The following is a 17,461-nucleotide window of genomic DNA, read 5'->3' on the forward strand; positions in this document are numbered from 1 at the left end:
AAACCTTGTGCCAACCGGTATTTTTGTGACGAATTGACAGCCGCATATGTAACAAATCAGACAGAATGGTAAAGAATTGATTTTATGTATTCAGCTTTTTGTTTTAATTTTGAGCTATTCACTTCATCAAATGGAACTGGTTTTAAAATTAAATAAGAAACAGTTGAAGGTCTTTACTGATCTGGCGGATAAACTGAACATCAAACACTTTGTCGTGAATGATGAAGAGGAAGATGCTGCGTTGTACCGTGCTATGCAGGACGGTGATCAGAATATTTTGGAGGACCCCGATTTAAGCAACTTTGAGAACTGGCTCAAAGAATTAAAACTGAATACACAAGACAATTCGAAAAAGATGTGAGGAAATACCCTGAGTTTAAGGGCCAGGTATTCGAAGTCGTCACACGTTTTAAAAACGCATCTTCCCTTGATGAAATTTCAAATATTAAAAAACTACAATCAAAAGAAAACGACTTTCGGATTAGACTCGGAAACTTTCGCCTTGGTTTTTCAGTCGTTGATGAAACCATCTTTTTTAAACGATTTCTTCATCGAAAAGATATCTACAAATATTTCCCATAAAAGATAAATGCTTGCTTCATTTGAGGTTTCATGATATTTTCCCTGTTTTTTATTCCTTCAAAGTCATTTATTTTGTGTCGGTTAAGAATAATGAAAAAAGCATGCTGGAGAAGTATTTCGAAAAGTTCAGGAAAAATATTGTTGGAATCGACCAGGAATTTGAGTCGCCTTATGGTAAAAAGAAGATTATTTACGGCGACTGGATTGCCAGCGGCAGGTTGTATCAACCGATTGAAGATCGCATCACCAACGATTTAGGCCCTTTTGTAGGAAATACGCACACCGAAACCAGCGAAACCGGCATTCGGATGACACATGCCTACCATCTTTCTCACAAACTAATTAAGCAACATGTAAACGCAGGTCCCAATGATGTGATCCTTACGGCAGGCTTTGGAATGACAGCCGTCATCAATAAATTTCAGCGTATTCTCGGGCTGAAATACTGTGGCAAAGTAAGCGGGAAAAGCTGTATAGCTGAACGCGAGCGCCCGGTGGTATTTATCACCCACATGGAACATCATTCGAATCAAACTTCGTGGTACGAAACCAGTGCCGATGTGGTGGTGATTGAGCCTGGAGAAGGCCTGCTGATTGATACCAATAACCTTCGGAAAGCTTTGGAGCAATACAAAAACAGAACATTCAAAATCGGATCGTTCACGGCCTGTTCCAACGTAACCGGAGTTCGCACGCCCTACCACGAAATGGCCAAAATAATGCACGAATACGGGGGTGTGTGTTTTATCGATTTTGCAGCGTCGGCACCCTACGACGAGATCAATATGCATCCTGAAGATCCGATGGAGAAACTGGATGCCGTTATGTTTTCGCCCCATAAATTTTTGGGCGGACCGGGATCGTCAGGCGTTATTGTTTTTGATGCTTCGATGTACAAAAACGAAGTGCCCGATCAACCGGGCGGAGGAACTGTAGACTGGACCAATCCGTGGGGAAAATATAAATATGTTGACGATATTGAAGTTCGTGAAGATGGCGGAACTCCGGGATTTCTTCAGTCGATTCGAACTGCTTTGTGTTTCGAACTGAAAGACAAAATGGGTGTGGAGAATATCCGCAAACGTGAAGAAGAGTTGCTGGAAAGAGCCTTTACCGGACTGGATAAAATACCAGGTTTAAATATTCTGGCCAACAATGTTCGCGACCGGCTGGGTGTGATTTCCTTTTATGTAGAAGGAATCCACTACAACCTGCTGGTTCGCTTGCTAAACGACCTGTACGGAATCCAAACCCGGGGCGGCTGTGCCTGTGCCGGAACCTACGGACATTTTTTACTGGAGGTTTCTTACGAAAAATCGGAGGAGATTACCGATAAGATCAGCCACGGCGACCTTTCTGAAAAACCGGGCTGGGTGCGCTGGTCGTTACACCCGACAATGACCGATGCAGAAGTGGATATTACAGTTGAAGCTCTAAGCGACATTGTTTCAAACATTGAAGAATACCGGAAAGATTATCAATATATAAACCGGCAAAATGTATTTCAGCATAAAAACGACCGCAGCGATGATGAGTTGATGCAAAAATGGTTTACGCTGGAATAAGAAATACCTGGTTTTAGGGAATTGTTCTGTAGGGCGCGAAATCGCGGTCACAGACATTCAATAATTTACATAATCCTATTCTTGCTAAGCTTTGCTTTTTGTATCTTTATCGGGATGGCAAAAAAATACAAAACCGGACTGGTACTAAGTGGCGGAGGGACAAGAGGATTCGCACATCTGGGAGTAATTGCAGCGCTTATCGAAATGGATATTAAACCCGATGTGATATCGGGGGTGAGCGCCGGAGCAATTGCCGGCGCTTTTATTGCTGCCGGAAAATCGCCCGAACAAATCATGGAAATCTTCAAGAAAGGCTGGTTTTTTCAATACACCAAAATTCATATTCCGGTGGATGGTTTGCTAAAACTCGACGGTATCAGGGAAATCATAGAAAAAGAGATCGAGGCAAAAAAAATCGAGGAGCTCGACATTCCTTTTTTTGTGGGTGTATCGAACCTTAACAAGGGAATTGTGGAGTACCGCAACAAAGGGCCGCTGGGAAAAACAGTACTGGCATCATCGTCGATACCCGTTTTGTTTGCCCCGGTTACACTGGGCCGCGACCTGTATGTAGACGGAGGACTGATCGACAATTTCCCGATTGAACCGATAAAAAACGACTGTGAGCAACTTATCGTTTCCAACATCAGCCCAATTAACCCCAAAGCGAAGCTGAAAAACCTGGTTCAGATTGCCACGCGAACGGTTTACATGAGTGTGAACGCCAAAATCGATGAAGTAAAAAAACAGGCCACGCATTATATTGAACCCCGTGGCATTGATGAATACGACATCTTCCTGCGAAAACATGCCGACGAGCTGTACGAAATGGGTTACAAGGCCACGAAAAAAGCTTTTCAATAAAAAAGCCATCTCAATACAAATTGAAATGGCCCGACTATTCTGATAAGTAATCTACTCTTTCTATTTAAAAAGGTTTTCGTCCCGAATAATCATCAAAATGGCAGAATGCGGAAGAATTATGTATTTCTCATTATTAAACTCAATCTCGTGCCCGCTTTTATTCAGATAAACCGCCAGATCGCCAATGTGCGTTTGAAGCGGTACATATTTTACCGTTTCCTTGCTTTCTTTCCATACCTCGTCTTCTTCATTAACCGCAGGAATCGGATAACCAGGGCCCACTTTTACAATGTAGCCACTTTGTATTTGTTCCTTTTCCTGAACGGTTGGCGGCAGGTAGAGTCCTGATTTGGTTTTACCTGCCGGGTTTTTGGGTTTTACCAGCACACGGTCGCCCACCATGATAAATTTTTCGAGGTCTTTTTCTTCTATTACTAACGACATACTCTCTCCTTTTTCAATCCAATAAATAAAATTATTCCGGTTTCGAAATAAAAAATTTGTTCTGCAAACCAATTTGCCGGAGGTAAAAATAGCAAAGAATCAAGAAATACAATGTTTCACTTCCAAATACAAAAAAAATATTCAAAATAAACATTTTCATATATAGCTGATTTAATGCATATTAAAAACTTAAGTTGAGAATATTCTAATTTTTGACGCTACTATGTATTGCATGGTATTAGTTTTTATTCATATATTTGTAATGCAATGTTCAATGTTTTATAAAGTACATTTTAAAAAAAAGTTCTAAAAAACTGTAACGAAACAAAAACTTGATCGTCTTAATAGCAGAAAACAAAAAAACAAGCAAAGCAAGAAACAAGAAAACAAGAAGCAGGAGGAAAAAGTCATGAAAACAAGAAACAATGTTCAGAAAGCAATCACCAAAACAATGGCAGTCATTATGAGCTTGGTTTTAATCAGCATAACCGTAAATGCTCAGGAGTTCTGGAAAACAGTTTTGAAAAACAACAGCTTTAGTCAAATTGCTTACGCCATGAGCGAACAAAGAACAGGAGCTGCAGCAACCACAGAAACATTAGTTGCCGATTACACCGAACTGGGTTCCCTTTTTGTTGCCGAAGCAGAACCTTCACTGCAGTTGGAAGACTGGATGACGGATGCAAGCCGCTTCACACCCATGATGGCAATAGTACCGGAAACAGAAAATGCATTGGAACTGGAAGACTGGATGATGAATGAAAGTCTGTTCAGCAGCACTGCCGGCATGCTAACAGTTGAAGCAGAACCCGCATTGCAAGTAGAAAGCTGGATGACCGATGCATCAAGATTCGACGTAAGAAATTTGAAAGTAGAAACCGAAGTTGAACCCAAACTGAAAGTAGAAAACTGGATGACAAACAACTTGGCCTGGAAATTTTAAACAGCGAATACCTCATTTTTAAACCGTTATCTTTCGAAAGAAGATAGCGGTTTTTTTATGGCAAAATTTTACTGATTATATTTTATACTCATCTTCTTATCCTTCCGTCTTAATGCCTAACCGTTTACTTATCTTTTCGCTATTTGAATTCGAAGAAAATACAAATGATTTCAATAAGAAACATCGAATAAGGAATAAGAAATCAGGAAATAAAACTGATCATCTCTCCATTGCTTAAGCAAGAACCAGGACAGTGGGTTAATAAAACAGAATTAAAAATATTTTATGGACGATTAGGTAATCGGATAATCATTGTGAATGTCAGTCAATACTTCGCAGCCGGTTGCTGTTACCAAAACGGTGTGTTCAAACTGCGCCGAAAGCTTATTGTCGATCGTTCGCGCTGTCCAGCCATCGTTCTTGTCGACGCTTGCCTTGGGTTTTCCTTCGTTAATCATCGGCTCGATGGTAAAGATCATTCCCGGCCGCATTTCCGGTCCCGAATTCCGACGTGAAGCATGATCAACCTGGGGCTCTTCGTGAAATTCGACCCCTACCCCATGACCACAAAACTCATAAACCACACTAAATCCCTGGGCTTTTGCGTAACGGCTGATCACAAAGCCAATGTTACCAAAACGGTTTCCGGGTTTTACCTGTTCAATACCCAAATCGAGGCAATGCAAAGCCACATCGATCAGCTCGTCGGCCACCGAACTGATTTTGCCCACGGTATACATTCTGGAAGTATCGCCATAATAACCGTCGAGAATGGTTGTAACATCAATATTCAAAATATCGCCTGATTTGAGGATGGTCTGTTTCGATGGTATTCCATGACAGATCACGTCGTTTAAAGAGATACAGCTTGATTTGGGATAACCATTGTATCCCTTGGTGGCAGGAATAGCTCCATGGGAACGAATAAATTCGTCGATTTTATCATCGATGTATTCCGTATTTACACCTTCTTTTACAAATTGCCCTGCGTAATCCAGAGCCTGAGCAGCCAGTTTGGCACTTTTTCGGATGCCTTCAATCTGCTCCGGTGTTTTAATCAAAATCTTTCCCATAAACCTTAAATATGCACGCAAAATTGAACATTTGTTGCCGATTTTCAAAACCGAACAATAAATTTGCAAAAAAGTTTACCCGTCCGTTAAGCAATTTTTATAAGATCGCACGACAATTAATACAAAACCATGGAAACCATTGTTAATATTCACCGACAGGAACTTTCGACCAAATCGTATTTTGTAAACCGGTTCGCGGAGCTGTCTACTTCTTATTTATTCTGGCAAATCCAGGACATTGCCTGGGAACATGCCGAAATGCTGGGAGTAGGGTTTGACAACCTGCAGCAAGACGAGCAGTTTTGGGTGTTGTCGCGCCTGCTGGTGAAAATTGACCGCCGACCGCGATGGGGAGAAAAATTCAGGTTGGAAACATGGCCGGCCGGAACCGACGGCTTTCTGGCGCACCGCGATATACGTTTTATAGATGAAAGTGGACAAACCATTATTTCTGCAACAACCAGCTGGCTGATGCTGGATATTAAAACCAAACGCATTCTTCGCTTCGACACCTTCAATAATTTCCCGTACCACGACGAGCGCGTTTTCGAAGGCTTTGCAGGCAAGGTACCCGCTCCCAGATCGGACCAGGAGTTATTGTTTACGCCGGTACTACTGAATGAAATCGATGTCAATCAGCATTTCAACAGCGGACGTTACCTGGAACGAATCATCGACAGCTACGACTTTGATTTTCACGACCGAAACCGGTTGATTGAGTTTGAGATCAATTTTGCAAAAGAAGGTATTCCGGGAGATTTTCTGTCGGTGAAAAAGCAAATTTTAGACGAAAACAACCATCTGTGCAGCGTCGTTCGTCAAAACGACGGCGCCGAATTGATTAAAGCCCGTTTGGTTTGGGTGCCACGTTAATGGTTTAACAAGCGTATCACTTCCGCCACTTTCTCTTCCATGGGCAGGTGTCCGTTTATCCAGTGAATTTTGGTGCCGCGTTTTTCCATGCCGCGAAACCAGGTCATCTGGCGTTTGGCAAACTGGTGGATGGCGATTTCCAATTGGCGAAACATTTCATCGTAGCTCAATTCTCCAATCAGGTGAAGCGTCAGAAATTTGTACTCTAAGCCGTAATATATGAGTTGGTCAGGAGTCAGGCCCGAATCTAGCAGTTTTTGCACTTCATCGAGCATTCCTTCTTCCAATCGCTGTTTCAACCGCAAAGTAATTCGGTCGCGCCGCATCTCCCGGTCGAAATCGATCCCTACGTTCAGGCTGTTGATTTCGGGCATTTCCGACGCTTCCTGCGGATGCTCCGAATAGTACTTTTCTATTTCAATGGCCCGGATAGCGCGCCGATCGGTTTCCACATCGGTATCGTTGTGAAGCCGGTTTTTCATACTTTTCAGGATTTCGGTAAGCTCGGCCAGTGATTTACCTTCCAGCTCTTTTCGAAGTTCTTTGTTCGGCGGTACTTCAATCAGTCGGTAATTTTTCAAAACAGCTTCCAAATACAAACCACTTCCACCACACAAAACCGGAAACTTCGAACGTTCCTGAATTTCATTAAAAACACGAATAAAATCAGTTTGAAAACGATATACATTGTAATGCACTCCAGCGTTTTCGATATCTACCAAATGCGAAGGAACTTCCACTCCGTTCACAAAATAATCGGCCAAATCTTTTCCGGTTCCAAGGTCCATTCCCCGATACACCTGGCGCGAATCCGCCGAGATTATTTCTCCGTTAAGGCGGGCAGCGACATGTGCAGCCAATCCTGTTTTCCCGGTGGCTGTTGGTCCTAATATGGTAAGCAGATTGTATTTCAAGTTGAATCGATTTTGAAGACAAAGAAACAAATAATTAAGATTTTTGCCCGAACAATCCAGCGTTAAAACCCCAAAGACTTTTTAAAATTTTTCGATTATTCCGGAAAGTAAAAAAAGCAAGCAGCTAAATATTTATATTTGAGCCAGTACCAAAATTCAAATGTTTTATGATAAAGGAAGCGTGTGTTGAGTCGTTCGAGGAAGCCAAACTGGCCGAAGAAAGAGGAGCCAATCGCATTGAGTTGTGTTCCGATTTGGCAAACGACGGACTTACCCCCTCGTTCGCGTTGATGCAAAAAGCTTGCTCCGGATTGCAAATTCCGGTGATGGTGATGGCACGCCCCCGCGCGGGAAATTTTGTTCACACAGAAGATGAAATCGAAAAAATGAAAATCGCCATCGACCAGGCAAAAGAAGCCGGTGCTGCCGGGGTAGTATTTGGACTGCTGACTCCCGACAACAAAATTGATGAGAAAAACACCCGTATCCTGGCGGAATACGCACAGCCCTTGCCTGTAACCTTTCATAAAGCCATCGACGAACTGGAGGATCCGGTAGAAGGTGTGCGTGTTTTAAAAACCATCCCCGGAATAAAACGTATCCTTACCTCAGGTGGAAAAGCCACGGCCGTGGAAGGGCAAGAAATGATACGCAAAATGATTAAGGAAGCCGAAGATCAAATCATTATCCTGGTAGCCGGAAAAGTACTGGATTCAAATGTGGAAGAGATTAGCCGGATTACAGGTGCAGACGAACTACACGGAAGAAGAATTGTAGGACAACTTGTGTAACTGTCGAAGTTCTCAGTCTAACGTAAAAATCAGAAACTTATAAAAATACCGTTCATGAAAAAACTAACTTTTATTATTCCCCTCCTGTTTGCATTTTTTGCACAGGCGCAAATGGAGCACGAAATAACCGATTATGTATGGCCTACCGACGAAAAGGTGTTGCAAAAACTCGAAGACTGGCAAGACCTGAAATTCGGATTATTGATGCACTGGGGAGCATACAGCCAGTGGGGAATTGTTGAATCGTGGTCGATTTGCCCCGAAGATTACGGCTGGTGCGAACGCAAAAAAGGAAGTAATCCCGACGATTATTTCACGTACAAAAAGGAATACGAAAACCTGAAACTGTCGTTTAATCCTGTAAATTTTGACCCCGGGAAATGGGCGGAAGCAGCCAAAAACGCAGGAATGAAATACGTGGTTTTCACCACCAAACATCACGACGGTTTTTGTATGTTCGACTCAAAATACACCGACTATAAAATTACCGACAAAGAATGCCCCTTTAGTGTAAATCCAAAGGCAAATGTTGCCAAAGAGGTTTTTGATGCTTTTCGTGCCGAAGGTTTGTGGGCAGGAGCTTACTTCTCAAAACCCGACTGGCACAGTCCGTACTACTGGGATCCGAAATTCCCGCCACTCGACCGAAATGTAAATTATGATCCGGCCGAACATCCGGAGAAATGGGAAAAGTTTGTGGAATTCACGCAAAACCAAATCATGGAGCTGCTGACCGACTATGGGAAAATTGATATTCTGTGGCTCGATGGTGGCTGGGTTGCCCAGAAATCGGAGGAAGAAATGACCCGCTATTACGAACGTATTGCCCAAAATCCGGGATCTGGATTTCCAAAAACAAGGGAAGTAAACCAGGACATCCGCATGGACGAACTGGCTGCCAAAGCACGCGAAAAGCAACCCGGACTTATTGTGGTTGACCGTGCCGTGAAAGGCCCCAACCAAAACTACCTGACCCCTGAAAACAAAGTGCCCGAAACACAGCTTCCTTATCCGTGGGAATCGTGCATTATTGCAGGCGGCGGCTGGGCGTGGGTTCCCAATCCGCAGTACATGAGCCCGAAACAGGCGATTCATATGCTGATAGACATTGTAGCCAAAGGTGGAAATCTTCTGTACAACATTGGCCCGGCACCCGACGGAACCTGGCCCGAAGATGCCTATAAACTGCTGGATGCCATGGGCAAATGGATTGATGTAAACGGAGAAGCGATTTACTCAACCCGTGCGATTGCCCCCTACAAAAGCGACAATATTTGTCTTACTCAGCAAAAAGACAGCAAAGCCGTTTATGCACTTTACCTCGAACAGGAAGACGGTGCAGGATTGCCCGCATCGTTTACCGTTAAAGGAATAAAAGCTGCCAAAGGTGCCAAACTTAGCATGCTCGGTGCCGGCGGAACACTGAAATGGGAAAACACAACTAACGGGGTGAAAGTGTACATTCCTGCGATTTTAAGAACCAACCTGCCGTGCGACCTGGCGTGGGCAGTAAAAATATCGGCCGTGGAATAAGCATTTTCTCACGCTGCCTGAAAGAGCCGTTCTTCTTTGTTGAGGAACGGCTTTTTTTTTTAAGACAAGTGTTTTGATCAAAGATGAAGTCTTCTGATTCATATTTATGTTAATTTTAAAAGACTAAAATTAGAATCCCGGATTTATGAAAACTCTTGAATTACACGACTCAATGACTTTTAAAAACAATTTCATTAAAACCAGAATATATCGACTGGTAGAAAAAGGATCACATGGCAATCGAATGAATAAATACTTCGACTATTTTATAATGTCACTGATTATCCTCAGTGTGATTTCAATAATTCTCGAGTCAATCCCCGAGATCAACAATGAATATCGCCGCTTACTTAGAGGGTTCAATGTATTTTCAATTGTTGTATTCACCATTGAATACGTGCTGCGTTTGTATGTTTCCGATTTAACTCACCCAGCCAAGACCAGGACAAAATCAGCATTTAAATTTATTTTTTCGGGCTATGGCTTAATCGACCTGTTGGCCATTCTACCGTTCTATTTGCCAATGCTTATAAAAATGGATTTGAGATTTTTACGGGCGTTACGCTTAACACGATTTCTCAGAATACTGAAAGTCAACAGATATAATGATTCCTTGAACTTAATCTGGACTGTTGTAAAGGAAAAGAAGTCAGAATTAGCGGTCACAGGATTTGTAACCTTCCTAATTCTTCTGATTGCGTCGTTCACAATGTACTATGTTGAAGGAGAAAAACAACCTGAACAATTCCCCAATATAATGGCTTCCTTTTGGTGGGCCATTGCAACACTGACGACGGTTGGCTATGGCGATGTTTATCCGGTCACCGGTTTGGGAAAATGCATAAGCGGAATAATCGCCTTACTTGGAATAGGTATTATTGCACTGCCAACAGGATTAATCAGTGCAGGATTTATGGGAAAAATTGAAAAACGAAAGCATGTTTCTCAAGAAAAAGCTTGCCCGCATTGTGGTCATCCAATTAATGAATAATTTGACACTAAGAGGCGAATAAAATACTGCAACAGAATCCTATCCGACATTCTACAAAAGTTGATTCGGTGTATATTCCCTGATATCAACAAATTGTTCCCCAATTATCATTTCGAAAGAGTTGAACGACAATTAGAGCCTTAGTGCTTCGAAAAGATATTTCGTTCCGTTAACTTTTACAGACACACCAGCAGTTTACCTCAACATTAACAATCTGACAAAAAGGACACAACGTCACGTATCTTTCAGATTAAGAACTATTTTCGCGCGCTGATCTTACGGCAACATTTTAAAATTATTCAGGGAACGGTCAAACACATCGCTTGCAAGCAAACCATTTTCAGACAAAGAAAAAACGTTCCACAAAACAATCACCATGAAGTTTCAATTTCAGTTTATCGATAAAAAACAAGGCAGTATTAAAGACGATCTGCTTTCGGGATTAACCGTTTCGCTGGCCTTGGTGCCCGAGGCTGTGGCTTTTGCTTTTGTAGCCGGAGTCTCTCCCATTGTTGGCTTGTACGGCGCTTTTATGATGGGGCTGGTTACCTCGCTCATTGGCGGCCGACCGGGAATGATTTCGGGCGCTACCGGGGCCATGGCGGTGGTGATGGTAAGCCTGGTGCAAAAAGGAAATACCATGGGCGAAATGCAGGGCCTGCAATACCTGTTTGCCACCCTTATCCTGACCGGGATTATCCAAAACCTTTTTGGCATTTTCAAGCTCGGAAAGTTTATTCGCCTGGTACCGCATTCGGTCATGATGGGCTTTGTAAACGGTCTCGCCATTGTGATCTTTCTTTCGCAGCTGAACATGTTCAAAGCGGGCAGCGAGTGGCTCAGCGGCGCGCCCCTTTTCACCATGCTCGGGCTGGTGGCGCTCACCATGGCGATTATGATTGTGCTGCCCAAAATCAGCAAAGCCATACCGGCCGCGCTGGCGGGTATACTGGTGGTTTCGGCCCTTGTTATTTTTGGAAACATCGAAACCGAAACCGTAAAATCCTTTATCCAGTCGGGCGGCGGCGAAGGCATCAAAGCCGGGCTACCCACGTTTAATGTCCCCCTGATTCCCTTTAGCCTCGAAACCCTGAAACTGATTTTACCTTACTCGCTGATCCTGGCAGGCGTGGGTTTAATTGAATCGCTGATGACGCTGAACCTGGTCGACGAACTCACCGAAACACGCGGCAGCGGCAACCGCGAGTGCGTGGCACAGGGAACCGCCAACATCATCAACGGATTTTTTGGAGGAATGGGTGGTTGTGCCATGATCGGGCAAAGCATCATCAACATAAAATCGGGCGGGCGCGGTCGTCTCTCCGGAATTGTTGCGGCCATTATGCTGCTGATGTTCATTCTTTTTGCGTCGGGGTATATTGAAATGATACCGATTGCTGCCCTGGTGGGTGTAATGTTTATGGTGGTGATCGGCACCTTCGCTTGGAGCACCTTTAAGATCATCAATAAAATCCCGGTGTCTGATTTAATTGTGATTGTGCTGGTGACCGGATTGACCGTTGTTTTCGACCTCGCGGTGGCGGTTTTATCGGGCGTAATTGTTTCGGCGCTTGTTTTCTCGTGGGAAAATGCCAAGCGCATCCGGGCACGCAAAAGCGTCGATGAACACGGAATCAAACACTACGAGATTTTTGGCCCCCTGTTTTTTGGATCGACGACCCTTTTTCAAACCAAGTTCGATGTTCAAAACGATCCGGATGAAGTGATTGTTGATTTCAAGGAATCGCGCATCATGGACCAGTCGGCCATTGAAGCCATCAACAAGCTGGCCGAGCGCTACCAGAAAGTGGGGAAAAACATTCACCTGCGCCACCTGAGCAAGGACTGCATCAAACTGGTGAAAAAAGCCGAAAAGATCTGCGATGTAAATGTGCTGGAAGACCCCAATTATTTTGTGGCCATCGACCATTACAATCGCCTGTCGAAATAAGATCATTTAATAATCATTCCGTTCTACAGCATTTTCGAACGAAGGAGCAGGCTTAGCACGTATTCTTTTGACTTTTTTTGAATCATCGAACAAGTTCAGGATTTGCAACCAGAGGCAATCAAAAAACGGATGGCCTATTTTTATCGATCCCGGAATCGAAATACTGACTTAGAGAGAGCGGGAAGCTCCGAGGAACCGAGGAGATCACCCGTCCGAACTTAGTCAGGATGAAGATAATGGGTGAAGATAAAAATCAGCCTTGACTTTTCTGCTTCGTCTTTGCGTCAAGGCAAAGATGAAGGCCTCCGGCAGGAAAACATTTGTATCGAATCATACTTTTTAATTGAATAATCAGGAAAATGGTATAATTTTCCACCTCAGAAAAACAGGACAACATTGACAGCAGAAAAACGCACGAAACGTAAAAAACGCCGACTCAAAAAGAAATACAAGATTCGCTTAATCGTGCTGGCAGTAATTGCACTTGCGGGGCTTGTTCTTTATTTTCCGGCCAAGAAGAAGGTAAACGCGATGCTTCACCCGGCTCCCATCGGCACGGTAAAAGTGGACTGGTACACAGACCTGAATTTAAAACACCTGAAATACGCCCAAAAGAACGGGATCGCACCTTTCAAAACCAACGAGCAACTAGAAATCGGTGTTCCTGAGTTATTGAAAACCGGGAAACTGGAACACATTTCCGACAACGGCTATTACCGCATTTGTCCGCTTACGCATTCGCATCCCTACCTCACACCTTCTGCCAAAAATTTCCTGGAAGAACTGGGCAAGCGGTTCTCGCAAAAACTGGACGAGCACGATCTGCCACACTATTATTACCAGATAAGTTCGCTGCTGCGCACCACCGAAAACCAGAAAAAGCTAAGCCGCAGCAACGGAAACGCTTCTCCCAATACCTCGCATTTGTATGCCACAACTTTCGATATTCCGTATTTCACGGTGATGAAGCGAACGCTGTTTTGGAACGAAGCCGAAGTGACCGATGGCCGCGCCAGCAAATTACTTTCCGAAGCCATTGGCGAATTGCGGAAAGAAGGCCGCTGCGTGGTGGTTACCGAACGTAACGAACGCTGTTTTCACATCACGGTCACAGATTAAACTGCAACTCATCCTGACTCATAAAAAGGTTCACGCAAAGCAAATAAGAAAACGCAAAGACCGCAAAACAGTAATTACAGGATACCTTTTTAGGCATCAAAAAAAACAAACAGCAAGCGATGTTTTTGCTGATAGTTAAGTGTCTATCCGCTTTAATATTTTTCTGAAAGTCAATGTTAAAAAATATCCAATTCTCAATTTTGAATGTAAAATATCCAACAAAATGCAGGAAATTGGATATTGAGAATTCTACATTGGATATCCTGCATTAAAAATCAAAAACAAATCCCGGACAGGAGTATACATTTTAACTTTCATTTCTGTTGGTGATTCCTCAGAATCAGTTTGTTTTATTCCGCTGATGAAAATGTTTGGAATCGCCCCACTCGCTGTAACCAATTTCGGCACCGGCTAAACTGATACGCGCTTCGAGGCAGTTCCGGCAAAGCTCGGCATCTTCGTCAAGGCAAGGTTTGTTCTCGTACAGTTGGTATTCCTCGCGGTATTCGCAGGGAGTAAGGTTGGGCATGATCACATTGGCCCCCACTGCCAACGCTTTTTCACGCCCTGCCGGATCGATGGCCTGCAAAGCCGTAGCTGCCGCAATATTGATATCGGGCATCAGCAAACGCAGAACCGCCACCATGTTCAGTGCCAGGTCAAAACGTTCCTGTTTGCTCATCAGCACGTGCCGGTGTTCGTAAAGCGGAGTGTCGGCATGTTCGATGTAAGGCCCCATTCCGCACATATCGATGTCGAGTTTTTTGAAAAACAGCAGATCGTCGGCCAGGTGTTCGTAGGTTTGAAACGGCAGTCCGATCATGACACCCGTTCCCACCTGGTAACCGGCCTCTTTGAGAGCAGCCAATGCTTCCAGTCTCTTTTCAAATAAATGATGATCGTTTTCGGGATGGATCTTGTAGTACAATTCCTGGGTTGATGATTCGATCCGTAGCAAATACCGATGTGCACCGCTTTCGAACCAGCGGCGGTAAGTTTCCAGCGACTGTTCCCCGCAACTCAGGGTAATTCCCAGTTCGTTGTTCGAAACTTGCTTGATCTTTTTCAGCAGATCGTCCACGCGTTTCACAAAAGCAGGCGACGACAATTCGCCCGATTGCAACACCACCGAACCAAAACGGTTCTCCCACGCAAACCGACAGGCATCCAAGATTTCTTCGTCTTTGGCATCGTAGCGCAACACTTTTTCGTTGCCTTTCCGAATGCCGCAGTACAAACAATCTTTCGAACACACATTCGAGAATTCGATCAAACCCCGAAAGTAAACCTTGTTGCCTACTTCACGGATCTTTACTTCGCGGGCACGTTGCAGAAGCTCGGTGCGTTCTGTTCCTTTTACTTTCAATAAGCGTATGATCTCTTCTCTATCCAATGCTCGTAAATTTGTGCCTGCAAAAATAGTATTTTTAGTCGTTTTGCTAAGCTGAAATTAAGTTTGCCCTGGAAATGCCGATTCAGACTTTTCTCATGGTAATCTATTGAAATTAAGTTTACTTTTGCTTCGAATTCCTGCGGGAAGGCTGCGGCTGACTTTAGGGAAACCATAAATCGATTGATCTTTAGCTATTATTGATTGATCTGCTTTCCTTATTATTCCCGCAGTATTTATTTGTTTAATCCGTTTTAGTCTGATGACTCAGTTCTAAATTCTAAGTATTCAATAAAATGAAACGTTTGGGTTTTGTTGGCATTATCATTGACGACCGTGAAAAATGTGCGACTCAGGTCAATGCAGTATTAAGCGATTTCTCAGAGTTGATTCTCGCACGCACGGGCTTGCCGAAAGTAAAAGAAAATGCTTCGGTGATTACACTTGTGATTGATGCCACTACCGACGAGCTGGGCCGCTTAACCGGAAAACTGGGAAGTATTCCGGGTGTTTCGGTGAAATCGGGACTTGCCAAACAATAACATCCACTAAAAAAATTTAACCGCTATGTATAACGTACCTGCCGATTTTATCAACGAACAAAAAGTTTGGGATGCACTGGAAAACAACCAGAATCCGGATGTATCCAGAATACGAGAAGTTCTGGCCCGCGCAAATGAGATGAAGGGCCTTACACTCGACGAAGTGGCCGTTCTCACCTGCATTCAGGAGCCGGAAATGCTGGAAGAACTTTACAATACCGCCAACAAAGTAAAAGATACCATTTACGGGAAACGACTTGTTATGTTTGCCCCGCTTTACATTTCAAATCTTTGTGCCAACGAATGTTTGTATTGTGCATTCCGTGCTTCAAATAAAGGGATCAATCGACATGCCTTGTCACAGGAGCACATTGCCCGCGAGGTGGAAGTACTGATCAAACAGGGACACAAACGAGTTCTGCTTGTTGCCGGAGAATCGTATCCCAAAGAAGGTTTGCAATATGTACTCGATTCCGTAAAAACCATCTACAGTGTAAAATCGGAACATGGCGAGATTCGGCGTGTAAACGTAAATGTGGCACCACTAACTGTGGATGAGTTCAAGGCGCTTAAAAATACCGGGATCGGAACTTATCAGATTTTCCAGGAAACTTACCACCGCGAAACTTACGCCAAAGTGCACAAAGGCGGAAAAAAGAAAGACTACAACTGGCGGGTTTGGGCTTTGCACCGTGCCATGGAAGCAGGTATCGACGATGTGGGAATTGGTGTTTTATTCGGGCTTTTTGATTACCGTTTTGAAATTCTGGCGATGATTCAGCACATCAACGAACTGGAAGATAAATTTGGAGTCGGGCCACACACGATCAGTGTGCCACGGATGGAACCAGCAACCAACAGCGATATGGCGTCCAATCCTCCTTATCCGGTTTCGGATGCCGATTTCAAAAAAATCGTTGCCATTCTTCGCCTGGCAGTGCCTTACACCGGAATCATCATGTCGACACGCGAAACGGCCAAAATGCGCCGCGAAACCTTTGCCATGGGTGTTAGCCAGATTTCTGCGGGAAGTAAAACCAATCCGGGCGGATACGAGGAGGAAGACGATATTTCCGGACAATTCAGTTTAGGCGATCACCGCTCGCTTGACGAGGTGATCCGCGATGTCGCTGCAATGGGTTACATTCCATCGTTCTGCACCGCTTGTTACCGGCTTGGACGCACCGGGCAGGATTTTATGGACCTGGCCAAACCGGGAGATATTAAGCTGCATTGCGGGCCAAATGCTTTAAGTTCGTTCAAAGAATACCTGCAGAATTTTGGATCTCCCGAAACGGTTGAAGCAGGAAATCAGCTTATTCAGCAAACCATTGAAAACATGTCGGGTGTGGCTCGCCAGCGTGCTGAAAAACTGGTGAAACGGGTAGAATCAGGCAGAGACGATGTTTATTGCTAACAAAAGTCTGAACCCTGATTTCAAGGACTTTCCTGATTGCCTGATTAATTCTAACTTTATGGGAAATCAGGCAAAATATGGAACACGAAGAACTTACCCATAAAATAATAGGTTGTGCCATGCAAGTTCACCGGGCTCTTGGAAATGGCTTTCAGGAAGTAATTTACCAAAGAGCTTTGGCCATCGAATTCGATCATCAGAATATAAATTTCGAAAGAGAAAAAGTAACGCCTGTTTTTTATCGTGATTTGGAAATAGGCACAAGACGGGTTGATTTTTTTTGTTGAAAATAAAATAATGGTTGAAATAAAAGCCAGAAGCGAATTGGATGACTCTCATTTGAATCAAGCCATGAATTATCTGGAAGCTTATCAGATGAAAATTGGTTTGCTTATTAATTTTGGCGCTAATAGTCTCCAATTTAAAAGAGTTCATAACAACAAACTCATGTAATCCAAAATCAAGAAAA

The 17,461-nt window shown here is 43.7% G+C and carries 18 protein-coding genes; 14 read left to right on the plus strand and 4 right to left on the minus strand.

Annotated features, from left to right (window positions below):
* Nucleotides 1-163 precede the first annotated feature (163 nt).
* The 3 genes from MR764_RS16675 (at nucleotide 164) to MR764_RS16685 (ending at nucleotide 3,011) form a co-directional block, all read left to right on the plus strand.
* Nucleotides 164-361: a hypothetical protein gene (locus MR764_RS16675; protein ID WP_247980584.1), complete on the plus strand. Its 198-nt coding sequence runs from the start codon at nucleotides 164-166 to the stop codon at nucleotides 359-361.
* A 295-nt stretch (nucleotides 362-656) separates the two neighbouring features.
* A complete protein-coding gene (locus MR764_RS16680; RefSeq protein WP_247980585.1) occupies nucleotides 657-2,147 on the plus strand; it encodes an aminotransferase class V-fold PLP-dependent enzyme in 1,491 nt (496 codons plus the stop codon).
* A 114-nt stretch (nucleotides 2,148-2,261) separates the two neighbouring features.
* The gene (locus MR764_RS16685) at nucleotides 2,262-3,011 is read left to right on the plus strand and encodes a patatin-like phospholipase family protein (RefSeq protein ID WP_247980586.1); all 750 of its coding nucleotides are present in this window, start codon (nucleotides 2,262-2,264) and stop codon (nucleotides 3,009-3,011) included.
* Between the two features lie 60 nt (nucleotides 3,012-3,071).
* On the opposite strand, the gene MR764_RS16690 is transcribed toward MR764_RS16685, so the two are convergent.
* The gene (locus tag MR764_RS16690; RefSeq protein ID WP_247980587.1) at nucleotides 3,072-3,455 is read right to left on the minus strand and encodes a co-chaperone GroES family protein; all 384 of its coding nucleotides are present in this window, start codon (nucleotides 3,453-3,455) and stop codon (nucleotides 3,072-3,074) included.
* Nucleotides 3,456-3,864: 409 nt separating this feature from the next.
* Between MR764_RS16690 and MR764_RS16695 the strand changes: the two genes are divergently transcribed.
* Nucleotides 3,865-4,398 (plus strand): hypothetical protein, encoded by a 534-nt coding sequence (locus MR764_RS16695; protein ID WP_247980588.1) that lies wholly within the window; start codon nucleotides 3,865-3,867, stop codon nucleotides 4,396-4,398.
* Nucleotides 4,399-4,691: 293 nt separating this feature from the next.
* Here the strand turns inward: MR764_RS16695 and map are convergent, their stop codons facing one another.
* Nucleotides 4,692-5,471, minus strand: coding sequence for a type I methionyl aminopeptidase (gene map, locus MR764_RS16700; RefSeq protein WP_247980589.1), 780 nt, complete (start codon nucleotides 5,469-5,471; stop codon nucleotides 4,692-4,694).
* Between the two features lie 129 nt (nucleotides 5,472-5,600).
* Here map and MR764_RS16705 point away from each other — a divergent pair, with 129 nt between their 5' ends.
* Nucleotides 5,601-6,344, plus strand: coding sequence for an acyl-ACP thioesterase domain-containing protein (locus MR764_RS16705; RefSeq protein WP_247980590.1), 744 nt, complete (start codon nucleotides 5,601-5,603; stop codon nucleotides 6,342-6,344).
* On the opposite strand, the gene miaA is transcribed toward MR764_RS16705, so the two are convergent.
* The gene (miaA, locus tag MR764_RS16710) at nucleotides 6,341-7,258 is read right to left on the minus strand and encodes a tRNA (adenosine(37)-N6)-dimethylallyltransferase MiaA (RefSeq protein ID WP_247980591.1); all 918 of its coding nucleotides are present in this window, start codon (nucleotides 7,256-7,258) and stop codon (nucleotides 6,341-6,343) included. The two genes, MR764_RS16705 and miaA, sit on opposite strands and share 4 nt — an antisense overlap.
* Nucleotides 7,259-7,425: 167 nt before the next feature.
* On the opposite strand from miaA, the gene MR764_RS16715 reads away from it, so the two are divergent.
* The 5 genes from MR764_RS16715 (at nucleotide 7,426) to MR764_RS16735 (ending at nucleotide 13,643) form a co-directional block, all read left to right on the plus strand.
* Nucleotides 7,426-8,049 carry a copper homeostasis protein CutC gene (locus MR764_RS16715; protein ID WP_247980592.1) on the plus strand — a complete coding sequence of 208 codons (624 nt, stop codon included), beginning with the start codon at nucleotides 7,426-7,428 and terminating at the stop codon, nucleotides 8,047-8,049.
* Nucleotides 8,050-8,103: 54 nt separating this feature from the next.
* A complete protein-coding gene (locus MR764_RS16720; RefSeq protein WP_247980593.1) occupies nucleotides 8,104-9,582 on the plus strand; it encodes an alpha-L-fucosidase in 1,479 nt (492 codons plus the stop codon).
* Between the two features lie 172 nt (nucleotides 9,583-9,754).
* Nucleotides 9,755-10,573, plus strand: a complete 819-nt coding sequence (locus tag MR764_RS16725) for an ion transporter (protein WP_247980594.1) — start codon at nucleotides 9,755-9,757, stop codon at nucleotides 10,571-10,573.
* A gap of 376 nt (nucleotides 10,574-10,949) precedes the next feature.
* Entirely contained in the window at nucleotides 10,950-12,524 is a 1,575-nt protein-coding gene (locus MR764_RS16730) for a SulP family inorganic anion transporter (protein ID WP_247980595.1), read from the plus strand.
* 396 nt (nucleotides 12,525-12,920) lie between these two features.
* A complete protein-coding gene (locus MR764_RS16735) occupies nucleotides 12,921-13,643 on the plus strand; it encodes a DUF5715 family protein (RefSeq protein WP_247980596.1) in 723 nt (240 codons plus the stop codon).
* A 340-nt stretch (nucleotides 13,644-13,983) separates the two neighbouring features.
* On the opposite strand, the gene hydE is transcribed toward MR764_RS16735, so the two are convergent.
* Nucleotides 13,984-15,036: a [FeFe] hydrogenase H-cluster radical SAM maturase HydE gene (gene hydE / locus MR764_RS16740; RefSeq protein WP_247980597.1), complete on the minus strand. Its 1,053-nt coding sequence runs from the start codon at nucleotides 15,034-15,036 to the stop codon at nucleotides 13,984-13,986.
* A 293-nt stretch (nucleotides 15,037-15,329) separates the two neighbouring features.
* Here hydE and MR764_RS16745 point away from each other — a divergent pair, with 293 nt between their 5' ends.
* The 4 genes from MR764_RS16745 to MR764_RS20310 all read left to right on the plus strand — a co-directional run bounded on the left by MR764_RS16745 (nucleotide 15,330) and on the right by MR764_RS20310 (nucleotide 17,445).
* A complete protein-coding gene (locus MR764_RS16745; protein WP_247980598.1) occupies nucleotides 15,330-15,575 on the plus strand; it encodes a TM1266 family iron-only hydrogenase system putative regulator in 246 nt (81 codons plus the stop codon).
* Between the two features lie 25 nt (nucleotides 15,576-15,600).
* Nucleotides 15,601-16,992, plus strand: coding sequence for a [FeFe] hydrogenase H-cluster radical SAM maturase HydG (gene hydG / locus MR764_RS16750; protein ID WP_247980599.1), 1,392 nt, complete (start codon nucleotides 15,601-15,603; stop codon nucleotides 16,990-16,992).
* A gap of 77 nt (nucleotides 16,993-17,069) precedes the next feature.
* Nucleotides 17,070-17,279 carry a GxxExxY protein gene (locus tag MR764_RS20305; RefSeq protein ID WP_282189239.1) on the plus strand — a complete coding sequence of 70 codons (210 nt, stop codon included), beginning with the start codon at nucleotides 17,070-17,072 and terminating at the stop codon, nucleotides 17,277-17,279.
* Nucleotides 17,280-17,289: 10 nt separating this feature from the next.
* The gene (locus tag MR764_RS20310) at nucleotides 17,290-17,445 is read left to right on the plus strand and encodes a GxxExxY protein (protein WP_282189240.1); all 156 of its coding nucleotides are present in this window, start codon (nucleotides 17,290-17,292) and stop codon (nucleotides 17,443-17,445) included.
* Nucleotides 17,446-17,461: the final 16 nt, after the last annotated feature.

This window comes from Maribellus sp. YY47 (assembly GCF_023111095.1).
Classification (GTDB): Bacteria; Bacteroidota; Bacteroidia; order Bacteroidales; family Prolixibacteraceae; genus Draconibacterium.